The sequence below is a fragment of the Brevibacterium sp. K11IcPPYGO002 genome, from assembly GCF_050920635.1.
In the GTDB taxonomy this organism is placed as follows: Bacteria; Actinomycetota; Actinomycetes; order Actinomycetales; family Brevibacteriaceae; genus Brevibacterium.
The window spans coordinates 2,945,817-2,970,268 of the sequence record NZ_CP131929.1 but is presented as its reverse complement, the minus strand read 5'-3'; the positions used below and the strand labels follow the sequence as shown (position 1 = coordinate 2,970,268).

Annotated in this window: 23 protein-coding genes; 11 read left to right on the top strand and 12 right to left on the bottom strand. The window is 62.0% G+C overall.

All coding sequences use genetic code 11. The features are described 5' to 3' along the window. Window positions 1–60 precede the first annotated feature (60 nt). From QYM46_RS13640 to QYM46_RS13625, 4 genes are all read right to left on the bottom strand, one after another. On the bottom strand, window positions 61–522 hold the full coding sequence (locus tag QYM46_RS13640) for a hypothetical protein (RefSeq protein ID WP_432789360.1): 462 nt from the start codon (window positions 520–522) through the stop codon (window positions 61–63). Window positions 523–643: 121 nt separating this feature from the next. Next, window positions 644–988 carry a hypothetical protein gene (locus QYM46_RS13635; protein WP_432789359.1) on the bottom strand — a complete coding sequence of 115 codons (345 nt, stop codon included), beginning with the start codon at window positions 986–988 and terminating at the stop codon, window positions 644–646. Between the two features lie 250 nt (window positions 989–1,238). Then, window positions 1,239–1,484, bottom strand: a complete 246-nt coding sequence (locus tag QYM46_RS13630) for a hypothetical protein (RefSeq protein ID WP_432789358.1) — start codon at window positions 1,482–1,484, stop codon at window positions 1,239–1,241. Further along, the gene (locus QYM46_RS13625; protein ID WP_432789357.1) at window positions 1,484–3,709 is read right to left on the bottom strand and encodes a DNA primase family protein; all 2,226 of its coding nucleotides are present in this window, start codon (window positions 3,707–3,709) and stop codon (window positions 1,484–1,486) included. Before QYM46_RS13625 ends, QYM46_RS13630 begins: the two co-directional genes overlap by 1 nt. 137 nt (window positions 3,710–3,846) lie before the next feature. Between QYM46_RS13625 and QYM46_RS13620 the strand changes: the two genes are divergently transcribed. Genes QYM46_RS13620 through QYM46_RS13605 form a run of 4 tightly spaced genes read left to right on the top strand, consistent with a single transcriptional unit; the run spans window position 3,847 to window position 7,087 of the window. After that, complete coding sequence (locus QYM46_RS13620; RefSeq protein ID WP_432789356.1) at window positions 3,847–4,281, top strand: MerR family transcriptional regulator; 435 nt, start codon at window positions 3,847–3,849, stop codon at window positions 4,279–4,281. 33 nt (window positions 4,282–4,314) lie between these two features. Beyond that, on the top strand, window positions 4,315–4,677 hold the full coding sequence (cmtR, locus tag QYM46_RS13615) for a Cd(II)/Pb(II)-sensing metalloregulatory transcriptional regulator CmtR (RefSeq protein ID WP_432789355.1): 363 nt from the start codon (window positions 4,315–4,317) through the stop codon (window positions 4,675–4,677). Then, window positions 4,674–6,776 carry a heavy metal translocating P-type ATPase gene (locus tag QYM46_RS13610; protein ID WP_432789354.1) on the top strand — a complete coding sequence of 701 codons (2,103 nt, stop codon included), beginning with the start codon at window positions 4,674–4,676 and terminating at the stop codon, window positions 6,774–6,776. Before cmtR ends, QYM46_RS13610 begins: the two co-directional genes overlap by 4 nt. Continuing rightward, window positions 6,773–7,087 carry a hypothetical protein gene (locus QYM46_RS13605; RefSeq protein WP_432789353.1) on the top strand — a complete coding sequence of 105 codons (315 nt, stop codon included), beginning with the start codon at window positions 6,773–6,775 and terminating at the stop codon, window positions 7,085–7,087. Before QYM46_RS13610 ends, QYM46_RS13605 begins: the two co-directional genes overlap by 4 nt. Window positions 7,088–7,278: 191 nt before the next feature. On the opposite strand, the gene QYM46_RS13600 is transcribed toward QYM46_RS13605, so the two are convergent. Further along, a complete protein-coding gene (locus tag QYM46_RS13600) occupies window positions 7,279–7,968 on the bottom strand; it encodes a TetR/AcrR family transcriptional regulator (protein ID WP_432789352.1) in 690 nt (229 codons plus the stop codon). A gap of 64 nt (window positions 7,969–8,032) precedes the next feature. Between QYM46_RS13600 and QYM46_RS13595 the strand changes: the two genes are divergently transcribed. The 3 genes from QYM46_RS13595 to QYM46_RS13585 all read left to right on the top strand — a co-directional run bounded on the left by QYM46_RS13595 (window position 8,033) and on the right by QYM46_RS13585 (window position 10,370). Next, a complete protein-coding gene (locus QYM46_RS13595; RefSeq protein WP_432789351.1) occupies window positions 8,033–8,788 on the top strand; it encodes an SDR family oxidoreductase in 756 nt (251 codons plus the stop codon). A 13-nt stretch (window positions 8,789–8,801) separates the two neighbouring features. Beyond that, window positions 8,802–9,131 carry a nuclear transport factor 2 family protein gene (locus QYM46_RS13590; RefSeq protein ID WP_432789350.1) on the top strand — a complete coding sequence of 110 codons (330 nt, stop codon included), beginning with the start codon at window positions 8,802–8,804 and terminating at the stop codon, window positions 9,129–9,131. A gap of 96 nt (window positions 9,132–9,227) precedes the next feature. After that, complete coding sequence (locus QYM46_RS13585) at window positions 9,228–10,370, top strand: low temperature requirement protein A (protein ID WP_432789349.1); 1,143 nt, start codon at window positions 9,228–9,230, stop codon at window positions 10,368–10,370. Window positions 10,371–10,516: 146 nt separating this feature from the next. Here QYM46_RS13585 and QYM46_RS13580 read toward each other — a convergent pair whose 3' ends face one another. The 4 genes from QYM46_RS13580 to QYM46_RS13565 are packed head-to-tail and all read right to left on the bottom strand — an operon-like array spanning window position 10,517 to window position 14,937. Further along, window positions 10,517–11,662: an NAD(P)/FAD-dependent oxidoreductase gene (locus QYM46_RS13580; protein WP_432789348.1), complete on the bottom strand. Its 1,146-nt coding sequence runs from the start codon at window positions 11,660–11,662 to the stop codon at window positions 10,517–10,519. Next, the gene (locus tag QYM46_RS13575) at window positions 11,659–13,092 is read right to left on the bottom strand and encodes a sodium:solute symporter family protein (protein WP_432789347.1); all 1,434 of its coding nucleotides are present in this window, start codon (window positions 13,090–13,092) and stop codon (window positions 11,659–11,661) included. Before QYM46_RS13575 ends, QYM46_RS13580 begins: the two co-directional genes overlap by 4 nt. Beyond that, window positions 13,089–14,183 (bottom strand): N-methyl-L-tryptophan oxidase, encoded by a 1,095-nt coding sequence (gene solA / locus QYM46_RS13570; RefSeq protein ID WP_432789346.1) that lies wholly within the window; start codon window positions 14,181–14,183, stop codon window positions 13,089–13,091. Before solA ends, QYM46_RS13575 begins: the two co-directional genes overlap by 4 nt. Window positions 14,184–14,226: 43 nt before the next feature. After that, window positions 14,227–14,937 carry a GntR family transcriptional regulator gene (locus tag QYM46_RS13565; protein WP_432789345.1) on the bottom strand — a complete coding sequence of 237 codons (711 nt, stop codon included), beginning with the start codon at window positions 14,935–14,937 and terminating at the stop codon, window positions 14,227–14,229. 405 nt (window positions 14,938–15,342) lie between these two features. On the opposite strand from QYM46_RS13565, the gene argH reads away from it, so the two are divergent. The 3 genes from argH to QYM46_RS13550 all read left to right on the top strand — a co-directional run bounded on the left by argH (window position 15,343) and on the right by QYM46_RS13550 (window position 19,133). Then, a complete protein-coding gene (gene argH, locus QYM46_RS13560) occupies window positions 15,343–16,860 on the top strand; it encodes an argininosuccinate lyase (RefSeq protein ID WP_432789344.1) in 1,518 nt (505 codons plus the stop codon). Further along, on the top strand, window positions 16,838–17,566 hold the full coding sequence (locus QYM46_RS13555) for a GntR family transcriptional regulator (protein ID WP_432789343.1): 729 nt from the start codon (window positions 16,838–16,840) through the stop codon (window positions 17,564–17,566). Before argH ends, QYM46_RS13555 begins: the two co-directional genes overlap by 23 nt. Before the next feature lie 130 nt (window positions 17,567–17,696). Further along, window positions 17,697–19,133, top strand: coding sequence for a sodium:solute symporter family protein (locus QYM46_RS13550; protein ID WP_432789342.1), 1,437 nt, complete (start codon window positions 17,697–17,699; stop codon window positions 19,131–19,133). A 638-nt stretch (window positions 19,134–19,771) separates the two neighbouring features. On the opposite strand, the gene QYM46_RS13545 is transcribed toward QYM46_RS13550, so the two are convergent. Together QYM46_RS13545 and QYM46_RS13540 are read right to left on the bottom strand one after the other, a co-directional pair. Next, window positions 19,772–21,160: an APC family permease gene (locus QYM46_RS13545; RefSeq protein ID WP_432789341.1), complete on the bottom strand. Its 1,389-nt coding sequence runs from the start codon at window positions 21,158–21,160 to the stop codon at window positions 19,772–19,774. 54 nt (window positions 21,161–21,214) lie between these two features. Continuing rightward, entirely contained in the window at window positions 21,215–22,897 is a 1,683-nt protein-coding gene (locus QYM46_RS13540) for an amidohydrolase (protein ID WP_432789340.1), read from the bottom strand. Between the two features lie 195 nt (window positions 22,898–23,092). On the opposite strand from QYM46_RS13540, the gene QYM46_RS13535 reads away from it, so the two are divergent. Continuing rightward, window positions 23,093–23,608, top strand: a complete 516-nt coding sequence (locus QYM46_RS13535) for a TetR/AcrR family transcriptional regulator (protein ID WP_432789339.1) — start codon at window positions 23,093–23,095, stop codon at window positions 23,606–23,608. Between the two features lie 93 nt (window positions 23,609–23,701). Here the strand turns inward: QYM46_RS13535 and QYM46_RS13530 are convergent, their stop codons facing one another. Then, window positions 23,702–24,424 (bottom strand): IclR family transcriptional regulator, encoded by a 723-nt coding sequence (locus tag QYM46_RS13530; protein WP_432789338.1) that lies wholly within the window; start codon window positions 24,422–24,424, stop codon window positions 23,702–23,704. Window positions 24,425–24,452 lie beyond the last annotated feature (28 nt).

Genomic DNA, 24,452 nt, shown 5'->3' with positions numbered 1-24,452 from the left:
CCGACCACGCGGTGGTGATCGGGGCTGTCGCTCGATGCCGGCGTCGTCGTCCCGGTGGCCTCACGCGGCCGACTGGTACGGCGTCGGCGACGGCTCATGGCGATCGGCGGCGGGGTCACCGCCCTCAGCGTCATCGAAGGGAGCGGAAGCGGAGGCAGGGCTCTTCCGGGGCTTCGGCGCTCGGGCCTCGACGCCGCTCTGGTCCTCCCGCTTGAGCCGGTTCAGCAGCGCCGGGTCGGCCGCGCCGACGATCTCGGCGACCATGTCCAGCAGGCGCTGGGTACGGACGGCCTCGTCGCGGTCGCGGACGGTGCGCGTGACCTTCGCCTCGGGCTGCACGTCGAGCAGGTCGTAGAGCTCGAGCACAGCACGGGTGTGGTTCTCGCCGGCGTGCTTCTTGGCCTGCGCGATGCGCGCCTTCTCCTTCTTCTCCTCGTCCGCCTTGACCTTCTGGGCCGCCTCGAGCTGGCGCTGCAGCTGCTCGATCTCGGCGTCGATCTTCCTGGTGGACATCGTGATCACTTCCCTCTCATCGTCGTCATGCTCGCGGGCTGCGCCCGCTCGGTCCTGACCCTTGTCGTCCGCGGCCTGGCGGCCGCTCGGCTGGTCGGGGGAGGGGAGCGGGCTCCGCGTTGGTGGTCCGTCATCGGCCCTGCCCTCCTGCCAGAGCGAGTGCGTCGAGCACGGTGTCGAGCGCATCCGGGTCGAGGCCGGCGATCGCGTCGCCGAGGTCGACCGGATGCTCGCTGCTGGCGAGGCTCATCGCGATCGCCAGCACGCGCCTCTCTCCGCCGCTGAGGTGGCCCTGCTCCGCTTCGGCAACGGCTGGGTCAAACCAGAGACGGCCAGCCTCGTCCGGGCGCACCCACGGGCCCGTGAGCAGCCTGCCATCGAGAGCCGTGGCGATCAGCTCGACCGCGGCTTCGAGGGCGAGGTCGCCACGCGCCCATGCCCGGAGTGCCCCGAGACGGTCACCATCGACGCTCACGGCGTAACCTCCTCGGTCCCGTTGATGCCCGGCGCGAGCACCAGCAGAGCATCGGTAGAGCACCGAGAGGGCATCGCGATGCTCCTGCAATGCCGTGCACCGAGACGAGCACTTCGGTGCCCGGAGCGGGCACTTTTCGAGGCCATGCGATGCTCCGATGGAGACGTCATGATGACCTCGCTGATGCGTGCCCGATCGGTGACCGAGACGGTCACGCGGAGGCCACCTCGGTGTCGGATGTGTGCCCTGATCATGGCGTCTCATTGCCCTCGGGGTCGCGGAGCATCTCCACACCCTGGGGGTGCATGAGCGCGGCCCTGATGCCGAGTGCCGTCGACAGATCGCCGAAGAACGCCCGGACGTCGGGATCAGCGGTGGGATCGCCCTCGACGACCCTTGTGAGCTCGCGCTCGAACTCCGCCTGCGAGAGGGGCTTCCTCTTGGTGGTCGGCACCGTGCGCCGGACCGTGTGGTTCCTCCCACGCTTCTTGGACATCAGATAGCCTCCTTCATGTCGTCAGCAGGCATGACCGCCTGCAGCTCCGCGTTCTCCACCAGGAGGCGCGCCAGCTTGATCTCTGCCGGGCGGGCACCACTGGCCTCGAGGGCCTCGAGCTCGGTCCGGAGCCGGGGGAGGTTGTGGATAGCCTGTTCCCGGCGCTCCTCGTTCGCCAGCTCGCGGCGCTTCGCGTCGGTGGTGGTCGAAGCGGCGTCGGTCGCATCCCCGGTCTTGTCCAGTTCCGCGAGATCGTCGGACCTCGTGCGGAAGCGAATGCCGACCAGGTACTGACCCTGGGCCGGCAACCGCTTCACGGACGAAAGCCCGGGACGGTCATCAAGCGGCCGCGAAACCTCGCGCGGATCCCTGCGAACCCGCCCGGTGAAGTGCGCATTCGCGTCCTTCAGCCAGCCGCAGTCGGCGAAGCGCGAACGCATCTTGGGCATCGCCCACGCGTTGTGTCCGCGGCCGCGTAGCCACTCACCGAACTCGGCATGCAAGTCGTTGATCCAGACGGCCGAATCAGGGTCGAGGACCAACCTTTCCTCGCAGTACGCGAGCACCTGGTCGTTCAGCTTGCGCCACGCAAGGGTGTCGGCCCTGACCTGCTCAGGAGGCTCCGGCATCGTCCGGTTGTTGGCGTACCAGCGCTTCGCGCCCTCGACAAGCCAGACGAGGACCGCCTGCTGCTGCTCGGTGCCATGCTTCACGGCATCCCGCAGGCGCGGGTCGCCGTGCCGGTCGGTCGGCCTGGTCAGCGGCTCGTGCGACTTCTTGTAAGTGAACGGGAAGCGGATCTCCTGGAGCCTGCGCCAAGTCCCGTGGTCGGTCTCCTCGACCAAGACCTCGTAGTTCGTCGAGATCGCCAGACCCCAGGTCGCCTTGAAGGTGATGTTGTCCTTGTGGACGTAGCGCGCAGTGACCTCGTCCGAACCGTTGATCTTCTTCAGTCGCTGGGTATTGAGGTGTCGCGCCTCCGGAAGCTCCTCGATGTAGGCGAGGCGGGAACCGCGCAGCGACATCATCTCGGTCGAGTGGTCACGGGTGTCCCCGAGCAGCACCTTGTCGCTGAGCAGCACGGCGTAGTCGCCGAACGCATTGCGCACCGCCGCGATCATCGTCGTCTTCGCGTTCTCTCCCCGGCCGCGAAGGATCGCCATCACGTCGTCGTCCGGCGGGTAGCCGGTGAGCGCCTGGCCGAAGCGGATCTGCATGTAGTCGGCGACCTCGGACGGAAGCGAGGTGAGCGCCTGATCCCAGTCGGGATGGGTGGCACCGGGGACGTACTCGATGCCGCAGCACTTGGTCACCAGGCGGGCCGGGTCGTGCGGAAGCAGCTCGCCTGTCACGAGGTCGATGACCCCGTTGGGCGCGACAGCGATGTCCGGATCCTGGTCGAACTCGGCGAGGTCTTCGACCATCTGCCCCTTGGCCAGGGACAGCGCCGCCTTCAGTTGCTTCGCCTCGAGCCGATTCACAGCGTCCTTCGTGTCGTCGGACGCCGTGTCGTCGAGCTCTGCGACGACCTCCCGCTTCCCGAACTGCCGCAGAGATTCCAAGGCCTCGGCGTCGTCAGCGTGCTCCCAGACGTGGCCGTCCCACGCCCTGAATCCGGAGCCGGCGGTCCAGCACCACTCGTTCGACACCGAATCGACCCAGCGCTCGGCCACCCCGGAGTCCGTCCACCGCGTCACCCTCGGTGCAGTGGCCCTCGGCGCAGGGGTGTCTGCCTTGGGCGCAGGTGCCTGCTTCCCAGACTCGGGATCCGGATCCGGCTTCCGCGGAGCAGGCTTCTTCGCGGCGCGGTCGATGATGAGATTCAGGCGCTTCCTCTGCTCGGCGATTTCGAGCCCCTCGAGCTGCTTGTCGAGCCGAGCGTTGAGCCAGGCGTACCGGACCTCGGCGGCCCCTGCGTTCGTGCAGAACTGCCCGAACGACATCGCCTCGTCGTACACCTTGCGGGACCGCGGCGCATTCGGGCCGGGGAAGATGACGACCTTCTTTCCGAAGACGACGTTGAGACCATCCGGCGCGGTCGAGCTCGACAGCGAGTTCGGGTGGACCTCATAGATGATCGTGCCCGCGGGGCTGCAGCGGACGGCGGCGTCCACCTGCAGCTTCGTCACGAGGATGAGCGCGGTGGCCGCATCGGCGGGCCCGTGCATGTGCGAGATCGGCTCGGCAGCATGGTTCTGATTCCCGTTATCGGGTACACTGGACATAGGAGTCCCTTCACTTCGGCCTGGCCTTTGAGTTGGTTGCTCGCCAGGCGGATGACGATCTGATGGAAGAGCCCCGGTGCAACGTTAGACCTTGAACCCGGGTTGAAGGTCAAGACGGCGAGCCGTAGGGTCGGAGCATGAAGATCTCCGAGGTCGCCGAGCGCACCGGGGTGCCGGCGAGCACGCTGCGCTACTACGAGCGCCTCGGCGTCCTCACGGCCTCCCGCAGCGCGAACGGCTACCGCGACTTCGGCGATGAGCACCTCGAGCGGCTGGACTTCATCGCCTCGGCCAAGCGACTCGGCCTCGAGCTTCCCGAGATTCGCCGGCTCCTCGACCTCGCCGACGACGGGACCTGTACCGGAGTGAAGCAGACGCTGCAGCCGCTGCTGGCCGAGCAGATCGCCGCAGTCGAGGAGCAGCTGGAGGCGTTGTCGCGGCTGCAGGGCCAGCTGAAGCAGGCGCGGACCCACGTCGACGGCTGTCCCGACAGCGACGAGCCGTGTCGGTCGGAGTGCGCGTTTAGGGCATTCGCGAAGACGACCCCCACGAACCGTGGTGCACAGGGGTAGCTAGTAGGTCAGCCCCTGCTGTATGGTCAGCACATGCTGACTATTGCTTCGCGTGTCGATGTCATGAACCGGCTCGGCCGTGCCATGGCGGATCCGACCCGCTCACGCATCCTGCTCGCCCTCCTCGATGAGCCGGGCTACCCGGCGCAGCTCGCGCGGGACCTCGAGCTGACGCGCACCAACGTCTCCAACCACCTGTCCTGCCTGCGCGGCTGTGGGATCGTCGTCGCCGAGCCGGAGGGTCGTCAGACGCGCTACGAGATTGCCGACCTCCACATCTCGGCGGCGCTCACGGCCTTGGTCGACGTGACCCTCGCCGTCGACGAGAGCATTCCGTGCATGGACCCGCAGTGCACGGTCCCAGGCTGCTGTGACACCGAAGGAGCCGCGCGATGAGCGACGAGTGCTGCGGCGTCGATGAGCCGCATCGCGGGGACGGGGCGACGAAGACGGCGTCGACCCGACTGATCTCGATCAGCAGCGGCCCGACCGTCACAGGCGATGCCTGCTGCGGCCCCGTCGACCCGGCCCTCGACGCATCCACGCTTGAATCGGGTGACGCGTGCTGCGGACCGTTCGAGCCCCGCCGCGACGAGCACGAGGACGTGCCCCCGTGGTGGCGCGACCTCGCTCTCGCCCTGCCTGCCGCCTCCGGCCTGCTGTGGGCGACCGGGCTGATCTTCGAGTGGACCGGGCTCGAGGTCACGGCGCTGGTTGCCTTCGCCCTGGGACTCGTGGCCGGGGCGTGGACGTTCGTGCCCGGCACGCTCAAGCGCCTGTTCACCGCCAAGGGACGAGGGCGTCTGGGCGTCGGCCTGCTCATGACCATCGCCGCCGTCGGGGCGGTGCTGCTCGGCCACGTAGGCGAGGCCGCAGCACTGGCGTTCCTGTTCTCCCTCGCCGAAACGCTCGAGGACCGGGCGATGGACCGCGCTAAGGAAGGGCTGCGAGCACTGCTCGCGCTGGTACCTGAGACTGCGCGGGTCTCGCGGCGGGGCGGTGCCGTCGACGTCCCGGTGGCGGAACTCCGCGAGCTCGACCTGCTCGTGGTTGGCGCGGGTGGGCGGGTCGCGACCGACGGCGTCGTCGCCGAGGGGCGATCAAGCATCGACGCCTCCGCCGTCACCGGGGAGTCGATCCCTGTCGAGGTTGGCCCGGGAGACCCGGTGCCAGCCGGCGCGGTCAACGGGGCCGGCTCGCTGCTCGTCGAGGCCACGGCCGACGGTTGCGACAACTCGCTGACCCAGATCGTCGCGCTCGTCGAGCAGGCCCATGCCCGCAAGGGCGAGCGGGCTCGCCTGGCCGACCGAATCGCCCGTCCCCTCGTGCCGGCCGTCCTCGTCGTCGCTGTTCTGGTCGCCTTGTTCGGCTTCCTCGTCGGCGACCCGTCGACGTGGATCGAGCGTGCCCTCGTCGTGCTCGTGGCCGCCTCGCCGTGCGCGATGGCGATCGCCGTGCCGGTCACGGTCATCAGCGCGATCGGCTCGGCCTCGAAGTTCGGCGTCGTGGTCAAGTCCGGCGCGGCGTTCGAGCAGTTCGGCACGATCCGCACGGTCGCTTTCGACAAGACCGGCACGCTCACGCAGGGCAGTCCGCAGGTGACGGAGGTCCGGACCGCGCCCGGGCTCGATCGCGGACAGGTGCTCGCCTGGGCCGCGGCTCTCGAGGCGACCAGCACCCATCCCCTGGCGGCCGCGATCACCGCCGCCGTGCCGAAAGCGGCGGAGGCGGGCGACGTGAGCGAGGACGCCGGGCACGGCGTCGCCGGCCGAGTCGGCGACCGCCTGATCCGGGTCGGCAGCCCGCGCTGGCTCGACCCATCGGATCTGTGTGCTGACGCCGACGAGTTCGCCGAGGCCGGCATGACCGTCGTCGTGGTCGAAGCTGACGGCGAAGTGGCGGGTCTGATCGGAGTGCGTGACGAGCTGCGTCCCGAGGTCGCCGAGACCGTGCGGATGCTCCATGCCCAGGGCATCGACACGGTCATGCTCACAGGTGATGACGCCCCCACTGCCCGCGCCTTGGCCGTGGAGGCCGGCATCGACGACGTGCGCGCCGGGCAGCTCCCTGCCGACAAGGCCGCAGCGATCACCGAGCTGACGGCCTCGGGGCCGACCGCGATGGTCGGCGACGGCATCAACGACGCCCCCGCCCTGGCCACGGCCAGCGTGGGCATCGCGATGGGCGCGACGGGCTCCGCTGCAGCCGTGGAGTCCGCCGACATCGCCTTCACCGGCCACGACCTGCGCCTGATCCCCGCCGCCTTCGCCCACGCCCGCCGTGGGCGAATGCTCATGACGGCCAACATCGCCCTGGCCCTGGCGATCATCGTTGTGCTGTTCCCACTCGCTCTGTTCGGCGTGCTTGGGCTAGCCGGCGTCGTCCTTGTCCACGAGGCCGCCGAGGTCGTCGTCATCCTCAACGGCGTCCGCGCCGCGCGTCGTCCGGGTGCTCTGCGGACGGGTCGTGCCGCGAGGGAACGAGTCCCGGCATGATGCTCACTGGTCCGCTGAACGGCCTGCCCATTGCGTGCACGCTCACCGTCGGAGCAGGCAGGGACCAGATCGAACGCTGGCGCGCCTTCGACGACGAGCACGCCCTCGGAGTCGAGCGCACGGAGACCAGGGTCGTCATGCACTACGCGCGGACCGACGTCTCGATCCGGCTGCTGCGCGAGCTCGTCGCGGTCGAGAGCTCCTGCTGCTCGTTCGTCGACTGGGTGATTGACGTCGACCAGCCCGACCTGCTCCTGGTCGTCACCGGCACGCCGGAGCAGCTCGCTGCTCTCAGCGTCGGAAACGGGTGATATTTGGAGTGCTAACGCGGTCCGCGTCGACGGTGGGCCGATGTTCAGCAGACTGCCCTACATGTGGGCATGTGGTCGAGTGGAGATTTTCGCTCTAGCGCTCCGCGACCGTTCCCCTTCGAGCGCTCATCTGAGCTGAGCCGGGCCGCGCGGGTGGTATCGCCGCCCATCGTGCAAGGATGCGTGATGGGTTAGGTCTCGGAGCTCTGTTCGGCGAGTTCGGTGAGCCATTCAATGAGCAACTGAGTCTGCGACTTCCCCAGGATCTGAGGGCGGGACGCTGCGAGTTCGATTGCATCCGCCAGGGGATTGTCCGACAATGCACCGGTGCCGGTGATCGCGGCGATCGCTCCTTCGCGCACTCCTGCGGAGAGTGCAGGGTCGGGCTGCGCCAGGATGATCTGCCGCAAGGTAACGCCGATGTTGGTGACGAGGATGTGCGCCGCGGCCTGCTCCGACGGCACGGCCAGCCTGCCCTGCTCGGCGGCGCGAGACGTCAGCGCACGCAGGATCTCGCTCGGGCGCGCTTGGGCCGGGGGCGTGTGCCCCGGCCGCACCGTGCCGTACATGAGGGTGTAGAAGCCCGGGTGCGCTAGGCCGAAGGCGACGTGCGCGTCCCAGCCGGCGCGGATGTCCTGGATGGGATCCCCGGAGGGGTCCATCGATTCTTTCTGCCCCAGATAGAGGTCAAAGCCGTGCTCGATGACCGCGTCGATGAGCCCCTGCTTGGAACCAAAGAAGTGGTACAGGGTCGGCATCTTCACACCGACCGCATTGCACACTGCTCGGAGGGAGAAGTCCTGGCCAGGGGCAGCGGCGATGAGGTCGGCTGCAGCGGCGATCAGCCGCTCCCGTGTATCCCTCGACGTGCTCTCTGTCATGCTGTTATAGTAACCAATGTAGCACTGATATATATGCACATAGCATCGAAACACAGGAGACGTGATGACCGAACACACACTCGCAGGCAAGAACGTTCTCATCGCCGCCGGCGCGAAGAACCTCGGCGGACTGATCGCCCGTCAGGCGGCCGAGGCCGGAGCCAACGTTGTGATCCACTACAACTCTGCATCGACGCTGCTTGATGCCGAGCAGACCCTCGCCGCGGTCGAGGCAGCGGGTGGTAAGGGGGCGATCTTCCAGGGCGACCTCACCGTCCCCGCGAACATCACCCGCTTGTTCGCCGATGCAGAGGCGGCGATCGGGAAGATCGATGTCGCTGTGAACACGGTCGGCAAGGTGCTGCGCAAGCCGATTGTTGAGACAACCGAGGCGGAGTATGACTCGATGTTCGACATCAACTCCAAGGCTGCCTACTTCTTCATTCAGGAGGCCGGGAAGAATCTCGCCGACGGGGGAAAGGTCATCACGATCGTGACCTCGCTGCTCGCGGCGTTCACCGATGGGTACTCCACCTACGCCGGTGGCAAGTCGCCCGTGGAGCACTTCACGCGCGCGGCGGCGAAGGAGTTCTCCGAGCGCGGCATCTCCGTTACGGCGGTGGCTCCCGGCCCGATGGACACCCCATTCTTCTACGGCCAGGAGACCCCCGAGCGCGTCGAGTTCCACAAGTCCCAGGCTATGGGCAACCAGCTCACGCAGATCGAGGACATCGCTCCGATCGTTCGCTTCCTCGCCACGGACGGCTGGTGGATCACCGGTCAGACCATCCTCGCCAACGGCGGCTACACCACTCGCTGAACGGAGCACGCACATGACGAACCACACGATTCCCGAGCCCGTCGCCTCGTTCCTCGAGCGCGTCAACGCCCACGACGAGCAGGCGTTCCTCGACGCCTTCACAGATACTGGGGCAGTGGACGACTGGGGTCGCACCTTCACCGGTCGCGAGCAGATCAAAGCCTGGAGCGACAAGGAGTTCATCGGCTCCCGCGGCACGCTCACCGTCGAAGAGGTCGCGGTCGCCGGCAGCACGGTTACTGTCATCGGCGACTGGCGCTCCAACCACGCCAACGGCCGGTCAAAGTTCGTCTTCGACGTCGACGGTGACAAGCTCGTCAAAATGACCATCCGCGAAGGCTGACCGACTCCGGGGCTCGAGCGGGCGTCCGCACAGTCGGAAGCCCGCTCCTCTCCGTCGTCCTCAGCGTCTTACCCATACCTGCGCGAGGCTTCCCGCATGACCACAGTCCCCCTGGCACGGACCGGCCACCACCGCTCCGAAGTAGGCCCGGTCGAGCTCTTCTTCGACCTGGTCTATGTCTTCGCCATCATCCAGCTCTCCCACCTGCTCATCGACCACCTGTCTTGGACCGGCGCGGCTCAAACCGCGATCGTCTTCGCCGCAGTGTGGTGGGGATGGAACTACACCGCCTGGGCGATGAACTGGCTCGACCCGGGCAAAACGCCCGTTCAACTCCTCTCGGGAGTGCTCATGCTCGCCGCGCTCGGGATGGCCATCACCATCCCGAGCGCATTCGGTGACGGAGTATGGCTGTTCATCGGGTGCTACCTGTTCATGGGGATTCTGCGACCGGTGTTCATGATGGTCGCCTACCGTGGGCAGCGGCTCTCCGCGAACTACCGCATGCTTCTGCTATGGACGCTGATGGCGGGAGCCTTCTGGATCGCGGGAGCAGCGCTCTCCGAGGAATGGCGACTGCTGTTGTGGCTGATCGCGGTGCTCGTGGACTACGCAGCGCCACTGGCTCACTATCGAATTCCCGGTGTCGGAGCCGCTCCGATGCACACCTGGGACACCGATGCCAATCACCTCGCCGAGCGAAACCGTCTCGTGTTCATCATCGCTCTGGGAGAGTCGGTGCTGCTGATGGGCGGAGCCGTCGTCGAACAGGGCCAGCTCACTGGTGCGCTCGCGTTGAGCCTCCTGGTGGGCTTCGCCTCACTCTTCGTTCTGTGGTGGAACTACTTCGCCCTCGCCGGGCCCGATACCTCCGGCGGGGACTCATCCACGGGAGCACTCCGGTCGGCGTACGCATACGCGCATGCCTTCATGGTCCTCGGCGCGATCCTCGTCGCCGTATCCATCGAGCTCCGGCTCACGCACGATCACCTCACACCGGCGAGCATTCTGATCACAACGGCGGGGCCGCTGGTCTACCTGGTCGGCAACATTCTGTTCTTGCGGTCTCGGTTCGGCAGTCTGGCCCGATCACGCTTCATCGCCATGGGTGCGCTCATCCTGATCACCATCGGGGCACTGCTGCTTGGGGGTCGACTACCGGTTCTCGTGCTCAGCGTCGCGGTCCTCGCAGTCACCGCGACACTGGCGGCACGCACCGCCCGGCGCAGGTTGGCGTAGGGGCACTGACTGCTGACTTCTAGGCGCGTGCGCTTGTGATAGCCCTATGTGTGGGCACGTGGTCGAGTTCCGGTACAACGACTGACTTCGATTGGAGGAACGTGCCCGGGCGCTGATGCAACGCTCGGGCAGGGGTATCCCCGATCCTACTGTCGGCCGATAAATCTTGCGGGAGTGTCGCTTACTACCCCGTCAGCGAATCGGCTTGGTCGGAACGCTTTGAGCAGAGGTGAGCTGTCTCCTCGAACTTCATCAGCGACGAGCCTTCCCAGCAGGGGAGCCATTGTCATTCCGCTGTGGGTGACGAGCGAGTAAGCGCGGCGGTGGTCGTCGAGGTATCCGACAATGCTCAACCCATCTTCGGGAAAGCTCCTACCGCTGAAAATGACCCGGTCCACGGGGATGCGCGTGCCGAAGAGCGATTGAAGCTCGGCCTCCATGACGGCCCCGACCTCGTCGAGCAGCTCCGGGCCCTCTCCTTCTTCGGTTCGAGCTTCCACTGAAGGAATTTGGACGAACATGCTGCCGTCACGGCGGGGCCGCACGTTGATCTTGTCGGAAATGATGATCCGGTTGAGGTTCACTTCTGTGGGGCCAGTGACACCGAGCAGACTGTGTGTCCGTGGTCCGGGCTGAGACAGATCTGCCACTGGAAGCAGGAGACCCGATCGATCTGCGATTGCTCCGGAGTCAGCGCCTGCGGCGATGATCACTTGGTCGAAGTTCCGAGTGCTTCCGTCGGCGAATTCCACGGTCGCCCCGTCTGCGTTGGTCTCGACGCGGACAACTTCTGCAACTTCTGGTGCGACGCTGGCCTCTTCGAGGAAGCCCTCGACGAGGTCGCCGAACGCTTCGTTGTCCAGGTGGGCTTCGAGAGGAAAGAACAAGCCTGAGTCCGTCGGCCAGTTGACGGTGGGTTCGAGCTCGCGAAGGCGGTCGGAGCCGATTCGTTCGACCGGGTAGTCAAGCTCAGCCGATTCAGTGAATCGCTCGTCGTATCCGGTTGCTTTGTCTGGTGAGCTGTCGAACATGATGCACCCGTGCTGGTGGAACCAGGTTCCGTGACTGGCGAATCGTTTCTGGAACTCCTCGTGAGCTGCGATTCCGGCACGGTTGAGTCGGTGGTAATCGGCGGGCAGCTTGTGGTTGGCGTTGATCCAGGCGAATGACCGACTGCTTGCTTGTGCGTAGGGTCCGGTCTTGTCGACGATCGTGACGTCATAGCCGTCTTCGACGAGGTTGAATGCGGTGGTGAGTCCGAGGACTCCTGCACCGACGACGAGTATCTTCATGAAAGGGCTCCTTCTTCAGAGAGGGCACGGGCTTGCGGTTTCTTCACGGCAAGCATGATCAGGTAGGCGATGAGGCTTGCGATGATGCCGAAGACTGCGTAGGGAATGGTGGTTCCTGCGATGTGGGCAACCGCGCATACGACGAGGCCGGCCGCCATAGAGACGTATCCGATTGAAACGTCGAGGATCCATTTGTTGGTCAGGACCATGCCGAGAAGGAACGGTACCGCCAGCATCGAAGCCGAGTATGCGTACGTTGCGACGAGCCAGTTGAGCGCGGTCGGAAAGACGATGGCAAGGACTGCAGCGACTGCGGAGACCGCGACGGTGCACCAGCGAGACATCGCAACGAGGTCGGAAGATGTGTCCTTGTTCTTGACGAATGCTGGCCTCAGGTCATTGACCAAGTTGACCACGACCGAGTGCAGTGCCGACCCGGTGGTCGAAACGATCGTGGCCATGAGGAACGCACCGTAGGCCGCAATGAGCCACACCGGCAGCTGGGCGAGGAACCATCCTGCCGCCTGTTCGCGGCCGTCGATGCCGAATTGGTCAGTCATGCTGCGAACTGAAGCCCCGATGATGAGCGCATAGACACCGGAGATTCCGATGAGGATGCAGCTGAGGTAGATGCCCTGTCGGGCCTGTTTGACGTTGCTGGCAGCGAAGATGCGCTGATAGTAGAGCTGGTTGGTCAGCGTTCCTGGAAGGATGGAGAACAGCCACAGCAGGATCGTCAATCCGCCGGCAGCAGTGAGTCCGGTGGGCATCGTGGTCAATTCGGCCGGGAGGTTCTTCACGATCGTCGACGGTCCGCCGGCGTTGATGATCGCGTATGCGCCGACAACCACTGATGCGATGACCATGAAAACGCCGAAGAAGAAGTCCGACCACGCGACTGACGTCAGCCCGCCGGGGAGGACGAAGGCGATGGAGACAACTGCCATGATGATGATCAACGGTGTGATCCCGATGCCCGTGACCGCGTTGAAGAGGTTGGCGAAGGCGATGAACTGTGTGGCCAACCAGCCGAATGGGACAACGATGACGGCCAGCGCGACCATGGAGAGCATGAGTCGGTGCTCGCCGTAGAGTTTCGTGAAGACTTCGGGGATGGTCGAGAACGTTCGGCGGCGCAGCCATCCTGCGAAGATCGCAATGATGAGGAGACCGACGATGACGAAGATCTCGTACCAGAACACTGATAGGCCCCATGCGTAGGCGATGCCTACGTGGGCGACGAGTACGCCGCCACCGACTGCGGTGGCGTATTGGGTGAAGGCGATGACGTAGAGCGGGAGGTTACGGCCGCCGACGACCCAGGAGTCATTGGACTTGGCGCGTTTTCCGACATAGAACGAGATGAGCGCCCCGATGCCGATGACGATGGCAGCAGTGACTGAGATGAGTACTGTGGTGCCGATGTTCATGACGGGCTCCGATCAAAGCGCTGAGAGTCCATGATGGCGATCGCATCTGATGAGGTGCCCGTTTCGACGAAGTCGCTGACGATGGAGCCCATCATCGGTGAGAATTTGAATCCTTGACCGGACATGCCCACGGCCAAAACGATGCGTGAGTCGGTACTTGACGGGCCGACGATCGGAGCACCGTCGATGGTGAATCCTTCGGTCCATGTGGACACGCGGTAAGGAATGGGGTCGACCCCGGGCATGAGGCGCGCAACGGCGTGCTCAGTCGACTGGACGACCTCGTTCTCGATGAAACGGGGGAGGTCATCGACTGAGTCCAGAGTCTTCCACGCGAGGTGGTGCGGCAGAATCTTGATACCGAGCCCGTCGAGAGCAGGGAAGCAGGAGAATCCACCTTCTGGATGCCGACGAATGGAGATCGGCATGTGTTCTGGCGTGTGCAAGGGGACGTCTTTGGCTGGGAACCACATGGCGACCAAGCGCAATGCCTCGACGGTGCTGGAGTCGAACTCGGTCAGTTCGTTCACCCATGGGCCGGTGGAGACGACGATCTTGTCGAACGCGTAAGCTCCATCGGCGGTGTCGACCATGACTGAGTGGCTCAGTGATCGGATGTTGAGCACTCGAGTATAGGCCTTGAAGTTGGCCCCGAGTCGCTCGGCTTCCTTGCGTGCAGCCAATACAGCGGCTTCTGGTCGGAACACTCCGGCGACCGGATCGAAGACGCCGACTTCATCGCCGTCGAGCCCGAACTGTGGGTACCTCTTCGCCATCTCTGCTTGCGAGAGCACTTCGTGGTCGAGGTCCGCGGCCTGAGCACAGTCGATGACGGCTGCGACGTCTTCAATGTCGGGATGGCCGATCATGAGTCCTCCGCACATGGTGAGCACGGAGGTGTTCTGGTTCCTCTGCAGTTCTTGCCACTTGTCGAAGGAATTCCTCAGGATGGGCACGTATTCAGGGCCCTCTTTGTAGATGGTTCGAAAGATTCGCGATTCGCCAGCCGATGCGCCCCGGTCGTTGGGAGAGTTCCACTGGTCGAACACAGTGACGTCGTATCCGCGTGTGGCCAATTGCCATGCGGTCATTGTTCCGATGATGCCGGCTCCGATGACTGCGACCTTCTCGGCGTTAGCTGTTATCAATTTGGCTGACCTCCAGAGTCATATTTCGGGGGTGGATGTAGAACTCGGCGACTTCGATGATGGAGTCATCGGCCAGATGGGTGGTGCGCTGTTGGCAGACGACTGGTTCCGAGGAAGAAATTTCGAGGTGGCTGGCGTCGAACGCTTCCAGGAGAGCTGCCCTGAGGACGGTGTTTGCGCGTCTGATCCCAAGGCCGAGAGAGTTGTAGTACGCGATTGTCGTCAGTTGTTCCAGGTTTTGCGAGAGGACTTCTGGCGCACGACTGAGATTGATGCAGCACCGTTCGAGAGCCAGTGGTTGACCATCAGAGCTGTATTTCATCCTCGTCAGCGAAGCTGTCGGCTGTCCTGTGGGGAACACGTTTCGACTGAGCGGAAATGATTCGGCCGAGGAGACTTCGACGCTGACGACTTTGTGGTCGCCGTCGACTTCAGGGCTGGTCAGCGAAGGATCCATCATCCGGAGTAGGTTGGTGCGCAGGCCGGTGGAGGCGACGATCGTTCCGGATCCGCGTTTGCGAGAGACGAGGCCGGCTTCCACCAGGGCGTTCATGGCCTTCTGCACGGGGTTGCGACTGACGCTGAAGCGCTCCATGAGTTCCTTCTCCGTGGGGAGTTTCTGCCCCACGTCGAAGAGCCCTCTGTGGATGTCTGCTTCGATGCTCTCGCGGATCTCAAGGTGCTTCGCCGTCGCCATACTGTGATGCTAGGCACATTCAAACGTAATGGCAATAGATTATAAGTAATTACTTTTGAAATCAGCTGGCCGCGTGCAGTTGGTCATGGATGTTCGTCGGCGGCGGGACTCTATGCTGTGCGATCGAGGGGCGGGGAGTGCCCAGGCACCCCACTCATGCAAATGGAACTGCGAAATGTTGCGGCGTCTTAGCAGCTTCTTGGAAGGGTCGATTCCATCGTGCTGCCTGGTCGAGCCGTGCCTGGTCTCGAGTTGTGAGGCAATGCTCGAAGTGTCTGATCGGCTGATACGCAAGTGGCGAATCGGCGATCATTTGAAAACACCCAAGTTGAGCCATTGCGGAATTCGAGCAATAGTGTAGTGTGTATCACGTTGTACGGACATTCGTATGTTAGGACTTTATCTGTGAGTAGACTCGACCGCATTCCCGACGGTGTGGTGCATCGCCTTCTAATTGATCCCGCCATGAAACGGGATCTGGCCTCGAGCTTCGAATACTTCATCGAAGTCAACAAAGTCCACATCGCCATGTTGCAACGGATTGGCGAGCTCGATGCGAGGACTGCGTCGGACTTGAACACTGCAAACGACGACATTCTCGGCGAGGGCGCGCAGGCGTTACCCTTTGACCCAAAGCACGAAGACCTCTACTTCACCATCGAAGCGGCAGTCATCGCCAAGGTGGGTCCAGAGATCGGTGGCTCAATGCACACCGGTCGAAGCCGCAACGACATCCTTGCGACTATTGCTCGAATGCGGATGCGAGAAGAGCTGATTGAAGTTCTCGAACTCGTTAACCGGCTTCGAGACACCGCGCTGTGCCTCGCTGACCGGCACGAGCGAGATGTGGTCAGCGGGTACACTCATCTCCAAGCGGCTGAGCCGATTACGCTGGCTCATTATTTTGCTGCACTGCTTGAGGCCATTCAGCGGGATCATCAAAGGATCTTTGCGACTGCAGAGAGAGCCAACCGGTGCCCCCTGGGCAGTGGGGCCATGGCGTCGACGACCTTTCCTCTCGACAGAGATTTTTCGGCAGAGGCGCTTGGGTTTGACGGGCCGATGGACAATTCGCTCGATGGGGTTGCTTCACGCGATTACGCCATCGAGGCGCTCGGCGCTTTGGCGATCCTCACGAACAATCTCAGTCGCTTCGCCGCTGACCTGCAGGTATGGGCGACCGCTGAGTTCGGCTACCTTGAGGTCGATGCCGACATCGCGGTGACGAGTAGCATCATGCCTCAGAAGAAGAACCCTGTGACACTCGAGCACATCAAGGCGAAAGCCGCGCATGTCGAGGCTGCCTGGATTTCGAGCCTCACGGCGCTCAAATCCGCTCCTTATTCTCATTCGCGCGAATCTAGTGTCGAATCACTCAGCTGGGTCTGGAAGGGCATTGCTGAGGCGAAGGCTTCGATCGAACTTTTCACCCACACCCTCGATCACATGTCTTTCGATACCGAGCTCATGCGTCGTCGTGCATCGATGAACTTCAGCTGCGTGACCGAGCTTGCCAACGGCATCGTCCGAGATCAAGATCTGTCCTTCCGAACAGCCCATCACATCATCGGGACGCTAGTGAAGGACACCCTGGCAGCGGGAAGGACCTCCGAATCCATCACGGCCGAAGACATTGCCGCTGCATCTGAAAACGTCGTCGGCTACCGCCTCCATGTCTCTGAGGACATGGTCGTCAAGGCCCTCGATCCGGACCAGAACGCGCAAGCTCGTGTGACTCGCGGTGGACCTGCGACTAAAGAGACCGGACGTCAACGACGTGTCGAAAAAGACGTACTTGCTCGCGATCGGGCTTCGGTAGCTCGACTGATCAAACAGAGGAAGGAGGGGCAAGCCATGATGAAGCACCGTAAGCTGATACCAACGGAAGGTAGACAGCGAAGTGACAGAGCAACAATTGGATGAAACGAGCGCGGAACCTCTCCATGCGCAGTTGCGGAAAATCTTCATCGAGAAGATTCGCACTGGCAGCTGGGAACCCGGAGAACGAATCACAGCAGAGTTGGAGTTGAGCGAAGAGTACAAGGTAAGTCGCTCAACGATTCGTCAAGCCGTGCTGGCGTTGGTCAACGAAGGGTATCTTTCTCGCAAACGCGGAAGGGGTACATTCGTGAACCCGGAGAAGCGAGATCTTTCAGTCTTGGACCTGAAGTTCTCGATTCCTTCCGACTCGGAGCACCAGCTCCTGAAAGTCGCTGCGGACCAGGTCAATTCGACCATGGCACGCCATCTATCGGTAACGGATGACGAGCCACTCACATTGTTGCAGCGTGTGCGCTATATCGACGGTGAGCCCGCCGCGCTAGAGTCTTCCTGGCTCGTTACCCGTCGTTTCCCCAACTTGTTGAACTCAAATATGTCACTGCCTCTGTGGGACATCCTGCAGAACGATTTTGATACACAGATCAACTATGACAGCACCGCGATCGAACCGGTGATCCTCACTGAGGACGAAGAGCATTTGCTCGTCTGCCCAACTTCGCCGACAGCAGCCCTGCTGATTACACGATTGGGCTCGACGAGTGACGGGCAACCGGTGGTCTACAGTCAAAGCCTCTTCCGTGGAGACACGAGCCGAGCGATATTCCGCTCGAATGCAGGCGGTCACTGACCGTTACTCGAACAATGAGAACCTGAAATTTGGGTAGCGGCAACAGAACTGTCGCGCACACAGTTCGCTCCACAGCGCTGATTGGTAGGCATCGATCTACAAACACACCAGCCTGTTCAAGGGAGCCCTCATGTCTGAACCCACACTCTATTTGGCGACCAACGCCTTGGTCCTCACCGCGACAGTTCTCTTTGCAATTTGGATCAGTCGGAAATCACGAAACGCCGAAGGATGGTCCGTTGGTGGGCGCAGCCTCCCGTTCATTGTGGTTCTCTTGACTCAATTCGCCACAGCCTCGGGTGGAGGAATGCTCGTCGCTCAAGTGGGCCTGGGCTATCAGTTCGGGTGGGGAGTAATCACATATGGACTCTTCTCTGCCGGCGGAGTAATGGGGCTCATCTTTTTGGCAAAATGGCTTCGCGCTCACGAGTTCGTCAGCCTGCCAGACATAATCAAGAAGCTCTACGGTAATCACAAGTTTTTGACCACGATCATCACACTGATGACCATGGTCGTCCCTTTCGGCTGGCTGTGCACCCAGCTCGTTGCTTTCGCCAATCTCTTCAGCACTTTCACCGGTATCAGTCCGACTTTCCTCGCCATCGGATTTGCGATCGTCGGACTCATCTTCATACTGCCAGGAGGAATGACCTCGGTGGCTTGGACAGATGCCCTTTTCGGAGGGCTCATGGTGGTCATGGGTGTCACGACGGTGTTTTTTGCCCTCAATAGTTCCGGCGGATGGACAGAGGTCATGGCGACGGCCACACCGGAACGTTCCAGCTGGTACGGTTTCATTGCACCTGGCCTACTCACCATCGCGCTGTGGTTCATGTCTGTGTTGCCTGGGACGATGACAAACCAGATGTACTTCCAGAGAATCTACGCCGCAAGCACGCTCAAAGCCGTAATATGGTCGCTCATCGGCACTGGCGTTCTGCTCCTAGGCACCAAGTTTTATGCAGCCATACTTGGCATGTCGGCATACTCAATGAACCCGGATCTCGCCAACCCCGAATACGCCGCCGGCACCGTCATCTCTCAAATGCCGCTGATCCTCGCCGTCCTCTATTCGACCTTTATCTGTGCGACGCTGTTGTCGACCGTGACCAGCGCTGTTCAGTCGGTTGTCGTCAACGTGACCCAAGACCTCGTGAAGTCGTACTCAAAAACAGAGGTTTCACCTGGCCGAGAACTGTCGCTTTCACGGGCATTCAGTGTGGTGATCCTTGCTCTCGCTCTTGTACTCTCACTCGCATTCCCGGGTGCTCTCGATTGGATTGTTGCCTCTTACGCATATTCTGCAGCTGGACTGTTTTGCCCCATTTTCCTCGGTTTCGTGCTTCGACGTACTAGCCTGCTCGGGCCGATTAGCGCCATTGCTGGAGTTCTAGGCGGAGTCGCCGGAGCTGCAATTGCCCAGGTTGTCGGCTCGGTGATTCCCTACGCGATGGTGGGTCTTGTAGCCTCGGCCGCAGCCATGCTGATCGTCGGAGTATTCACACCTCGTCAGATGCGCTCTGACCACGAGATTGATGCTTCTGCAAAGGTATCTGCGGAAGTCTGACTAGAGGCGGGGAGGTCGAGCCGGCGACTTTCACTGCTGGCTCGATCTCCGCCTGGGCCGGAAAGATACGGGGCAAAATTTCGATCGATACTTCCAGTGTGCCTGTTTTGCTCTACTCGGCGTTGAAAGCGGTACTTATCGAGAGCGGTCCAGATTAGATTGCAGTGGTCACGTTCGGGCAGGCATTTTGTTTCAACGTTCAAGCCCCGCCAGGAGATTTCGATTGTGAAGATCGCTTGGTCGCGGACCTGCGGACGGGCCCGCTTTGACTGAATGTTTGATCATTGAATGTAGACCGGGCTCGATGCGTTTGACCCAGTGCCAGGCGTCGAGACGATGGTCAACGGGCACAATCTGCCCAGGAGGTCAATTGAGCATTCGATTTCGCGCCGTGGCATAGAGCAGACGACGGCCCGATGCCGGGGACCTCCGATGCCCAGCACACTCGTCGATCTGGGGTCGTCCACCGTGAAAGCTCGAGCGATTCGGTGCGGGTGTCTGGTAATTGCGCTTATCGGTGTATGGAAACACGACGGTGTCGCGTGAGCTGGCCACCCGATTAATTGACGTGCAGATCTCTTTGCTGACTGCGTGGGGCGAGGCGAGTTGACTGCGCAACTGCTGACAGTCGCCCTGACTTAGTCCATTTCAGGCTCGGCCATTGCCGGAGCGGGTTTGCGAAATCCTCGTGTATTGATGAGGAGAAATGCGAATCCGAGGAGTGCCCAGACCAGCCCCACGATCTTGGCATTCGCATCAAGGCTCAGCCAGAGAGCGAGATTGATGATCAGGCCCAACCCGGGCAACACGATTCCAGCAATAGGTCCGATCCGACCAGCTGGTCGCAGGTACTTGATCGTCGCAAAGATGAGTGAGAGATTGACAGCACCGAACGCGACGTAGGCACCGAAGTTGATCAGTGAGGCCGCTGATTCAAGGTCGAGGAACATTGCAGAACAAGCCAGCACAGCGATGAATACCACATTGAACACGGGTACTCCCGTGCGGCGATTGATACGGCCGAACATGCGCCTCGGAAGTGTTCCGTCCCTGCCCATCGCGTAGAGCAATCGGGCAGCACTCATCTGCTGGGTGAGACCGCATCCCAGTACCGCGAACATATAGCCGCCGACGAACAGCGCCTGAAAAAGTGCTCCGCCGATGTATTTGGCGATTTCGGGGGAGGCACCCACGATATTTCCGACCGTGGACACGTCGGGGAAGAGGACCTGCATGGCATAGGTGATGGCGACGAAGAACGCTCCGGCGCAGATGACGATGAGGATGATCGCGCGGGGGATGTCGGTCTTGGGGCGGATCGCCTCTTCCGACATCGTCGTGACTGCGTCGAAGCCCAGGAACGACAACGCTAGCAACGAAGCTCCGCCGAGTAAGGCACCGGGCGGGACTCCGGCGGGGTTGAACGGGGTCAGGCTGAGTGCAGCTCCGTCGACGCCGAGGGTGATGTTGCGGATGGCGAAGAACAGGAATGCAAGGGCGACGACGATCTGTACGACAACGAGGATGACGTTGACCTGGGCTGCGAGTTTGACGCCGACGACGTTGAGTACGGTACAGATGACGATCGTTGACAGCACCCACACCCAGGCGGGAACTCCTGGAACCACGGCTCCCATGTAGATCGCGGCCAGCAGAGCATTGAGCATCGGTAGGAGAAGGTAGTCAAGAGTCGCAGCCCATCCGACCATGAAGCCGATATGGGGATTGAGTGTCTCCTTCGCGTAGGTGTAAGCCGAGCCGGCACCCGGGTAGTACCGTGACATTTTCGCGTAGCTCAATGCGGTGATTGTGACCGCGATGATGATCAGGATGTAGGCCAACGGCACTCGTCCATCAGTGGCCTCGGCGACGATGCCGAACGTGTCGAAAACCGCCAACGGGGCCATGTAGGCAAGGCCGAGGAATACTATGTGGCGAAGTTTGAGCCGACGTCGTAGCTTCCTCTCTCCGACGTCGGTAGTACTTTCGTTCTTTTCTGGCTGGGTTTTCGTGGGACCGGATTTCATTTGCTGTGCCTTTCAGTCGTCTTTGACGGCGGCGAGGGAGTTCTTCTTACGGTCTTAGTGCGAAGTGTGGCCGGAACAGCTTCTGTCCGGGTTCAAAGTCTTTGCAGCAACGTCGAAACGCGTGTAGTCGTCCACCGCATCGTGCACGATTTCTCCGCCGACGATAGTGAGTTCGGCACGTTGTTCGAGCAGACTAGAAGGGTCGAGTTCATAGAGGTCGGCAGACCATGCGACGATGTCCGCCTTGGCCCCTAGCTTGAGAACACCGAGATCGTTTTCGGCATGCCATGCCCAAGCACCTTCTCGGGTGTACCCGTACAAGGCTTGGTCTAGGGTGATGATCTCGTTCTGTGTCCACGTCTCTTTGCCGTCGAGGCCGGCTCGTGTCAGCGCCGAGTAGATGCCCACGAGGGGGTCCATCTCGCCGACCTGCCAGTCGCTGGACAGTGCGACATGGGCACCCGAGGACATGAGGGACCGCACCCGCCATGCTCGGTCCCAGCGGTCTTGCCCGACGTTGTCCATCCACGTGCCTTGGATGAGGTCGGGAGAGGCATGCCGTGGTTGCATTGCCGCGGTGACGCCGAGCTGCTCGAAGCGAAGTAGGTCGGCAGGGTCAAGGCATTCGACGTGGACGATTCCGTGGCGACGGTCGCTTGTGGCGTTGGTCTGCTGCGCGCTCTCGATGGCGTCGAGTGCCAGTCGGACGCCGCCGTCGCCAGTCGCGTGGGTGTGTGTCTGGAATCCTAAGCGGTCGAGCTCGGTGACGATTTTGCTCAGTTCTCCGACTGGGGCGGACGGGTGCCCGCGGTGGCCGGGGCGGTTGGCGTAGTCGTCGAGCATCCAGGCGGTGTGTGGTTCGATAACATCATCGGCGTAGAGCTTGACTGGGCCGAATCGAAGCCTGTCGCTGTGAGGCGAGTCGTCGACTGCTTCACGCAGTTCCCGGCGGAACTCGGGCGCGGAGTCGATGGGGTGGAAGAGGGCTGCGATAACCCGGGAGCTGAGTTTGCCTTCACGCAGGGCTTTGTCGAAGAGACCGATTTCGGCCACGGGAACCTGAGGCTCAACCACAGTCGTGATCCCCGAGCGGGTAGCCATTTCAAGACTGCCGAGGATCTTCTTATAACGTCGCTCAGGTGAGTACATGGGGATGTCGCGTTGAAGAGCCGATAGGCCGGCGCTGGTCATTGCCGATGTGTAGAAATCAGTGACCCAACCGGTCGGTCGGCCATCGCGATCGAACTCTGGGTTCCCCCAAGCTATGTCGTGACCGGAAGTAATCCCCAGAGCGCGCATAGCTGGAGTGTTGAGCCAGACCGAATGCTGATCATAAGTGGTCACGAATATCGGGCGCTCGGTGATTCCCTCAAGGTCTCGGGCGTTGGGACGACGGTCGTCGACAATCGAGTAGACGGCGTTTTCTGCACAGACCCAGTCGAGATCTGGACGCTCGTCCGCGAGTTGGCGGATGCGGTCTCTCACGTCGCCGAGGCTTTCTGCGCCTTCGAGGCTGACCGCGTCGGGGTCGAAGCCGAGTAGAAGGTGGTTGTGACTATCGATAATTCCTGGCGTCACCAATTTTCCGTCTAGACGCCGAGTCTCCCGCGCGGGTGGCGCATCTTCCGAACCACCCACATAGGCAATCCTGCCGTCAGCAACTCCGACGGACGCGGCCCAAGGCTGGGTGGGGTCGAACGTGCGCACGAGGGCGTTGGTGAGCAGAAGATCAAGCATCGGTATTCCTCTTTCGCGTGCGTCAGTGCACGGTGTCAGCTCGTTTTTTGACGGTGCCGTCAAAGAATAGTTACAACTTTCACACCGGAGTCACGATATTGTCAAGGTATGGCTCGACCAAAGAATCAGGCACCCCGCCGGGAAGCTCTCATCAGCGCGACGTTGGAGACTGTTGGCGAATCAGGATTGAGATCCGTGTCATTGGCGGACGTGGCACGCCGCGCAGGTCTGACAAGGGGGGCAATCCTCTATTACTACGAGGATTTGGATGCGTTGCTGATCGAGACTCACCGGGCGGGCGTGCAGCGTTTTTGCGACAGTCGAGATGATGCAATTGCTGACATCGCGGACCCGCAAGAACAGCTTGCTGCGGCGATCGATGGGGGGCTACCCAGCGGTCCTGACGACGCGCTCATGCGATTGCTCTATGAATTTGATGTCTTGGCCGGAACGTCCGTTGCACACAATGAGATGGTCGAGGGCATGTTTACTCGCCAGATGCAGATCTATCGGCAAGTGCTCACTGCTGGAGTAGACGCGGGCGTCTTCTCGCTGACCATGCCGATCGAGCAGTTGGCTATGAACCTTGTCGCTTTGGAGGACGCTTACGGGCTGCACATCGTGGCGGGCAATCATTTGATCACTGTCGAACAGGCAAAATTGGCGATGCGGGCGGCGGCTTCAGGATTGGGCGCACGTCCGAAGGACTGAGGCCGTATTTTGAAATATCGTGAAGAGCAGTTCACTGCTGGATGCTGGACCGCCCACAACAAGAATCATCGATAAGGTAGGGGCCTCCACAACCTAGGTGAAGTCCCATACGTCGAGACCACTGCTGCTGATCGCCGAACGAGCGGTATTCACCATTTCTTCGATATGGGGTCGCATTCGGACATTTGGGCCGCCGACCGTAATGGCTGCTGCCAAGGATGAGCCGATCTTGAGCCCGAGAGCGAATGCGGATACATCTGCGACGGTTTCGCCGATGTTGAGGCCGTAGCCTCTTTTCCGCACTGATCCGATCTCGGCTTCAAGTGTCTCCGCCTTGAGGTCTTCTGACGATAGGACGTGCGTTTTGAGCTCTGGAGTTTCAGACGCTGCCAGAAGAATCTTGCCGGCGCTCGTGGGCCAGAGTGGTCGGCGGGTGTGCATCTCGGGATTGTAGCCGATCCGCTGGTTGGATGGGACCGAGTGGACGTAAGTCAGCTCGTGATCGAGGAATACGGCGAGGGTGATGGTTTCACCGAGCTCGCTCCCGATCGTGCTCATCACTGGTGCAGCAAGCTCGACGAGGGAAGTCGCCTGTGACGCCAACAGCGTATGCGCGCCCAGGCCGAAGACGAAGTGTCCGGGCTCGTTTTCCTTTAAGTAGCCTTCGGCCTCGAGCCCGCGCACGAATCCGTAAACGGAGGACTTCGGAGCGTCCAGATATCCGGCGATCTCGGACAGTGTCGCGCCGTTGGGCGAACGCACGACGAACTCGAGTATGCCGACGACACGGCTGACTGTTCGGTGCTTCTCAACCATGACGCCAGCCTAGATGACGCGCTCGGCT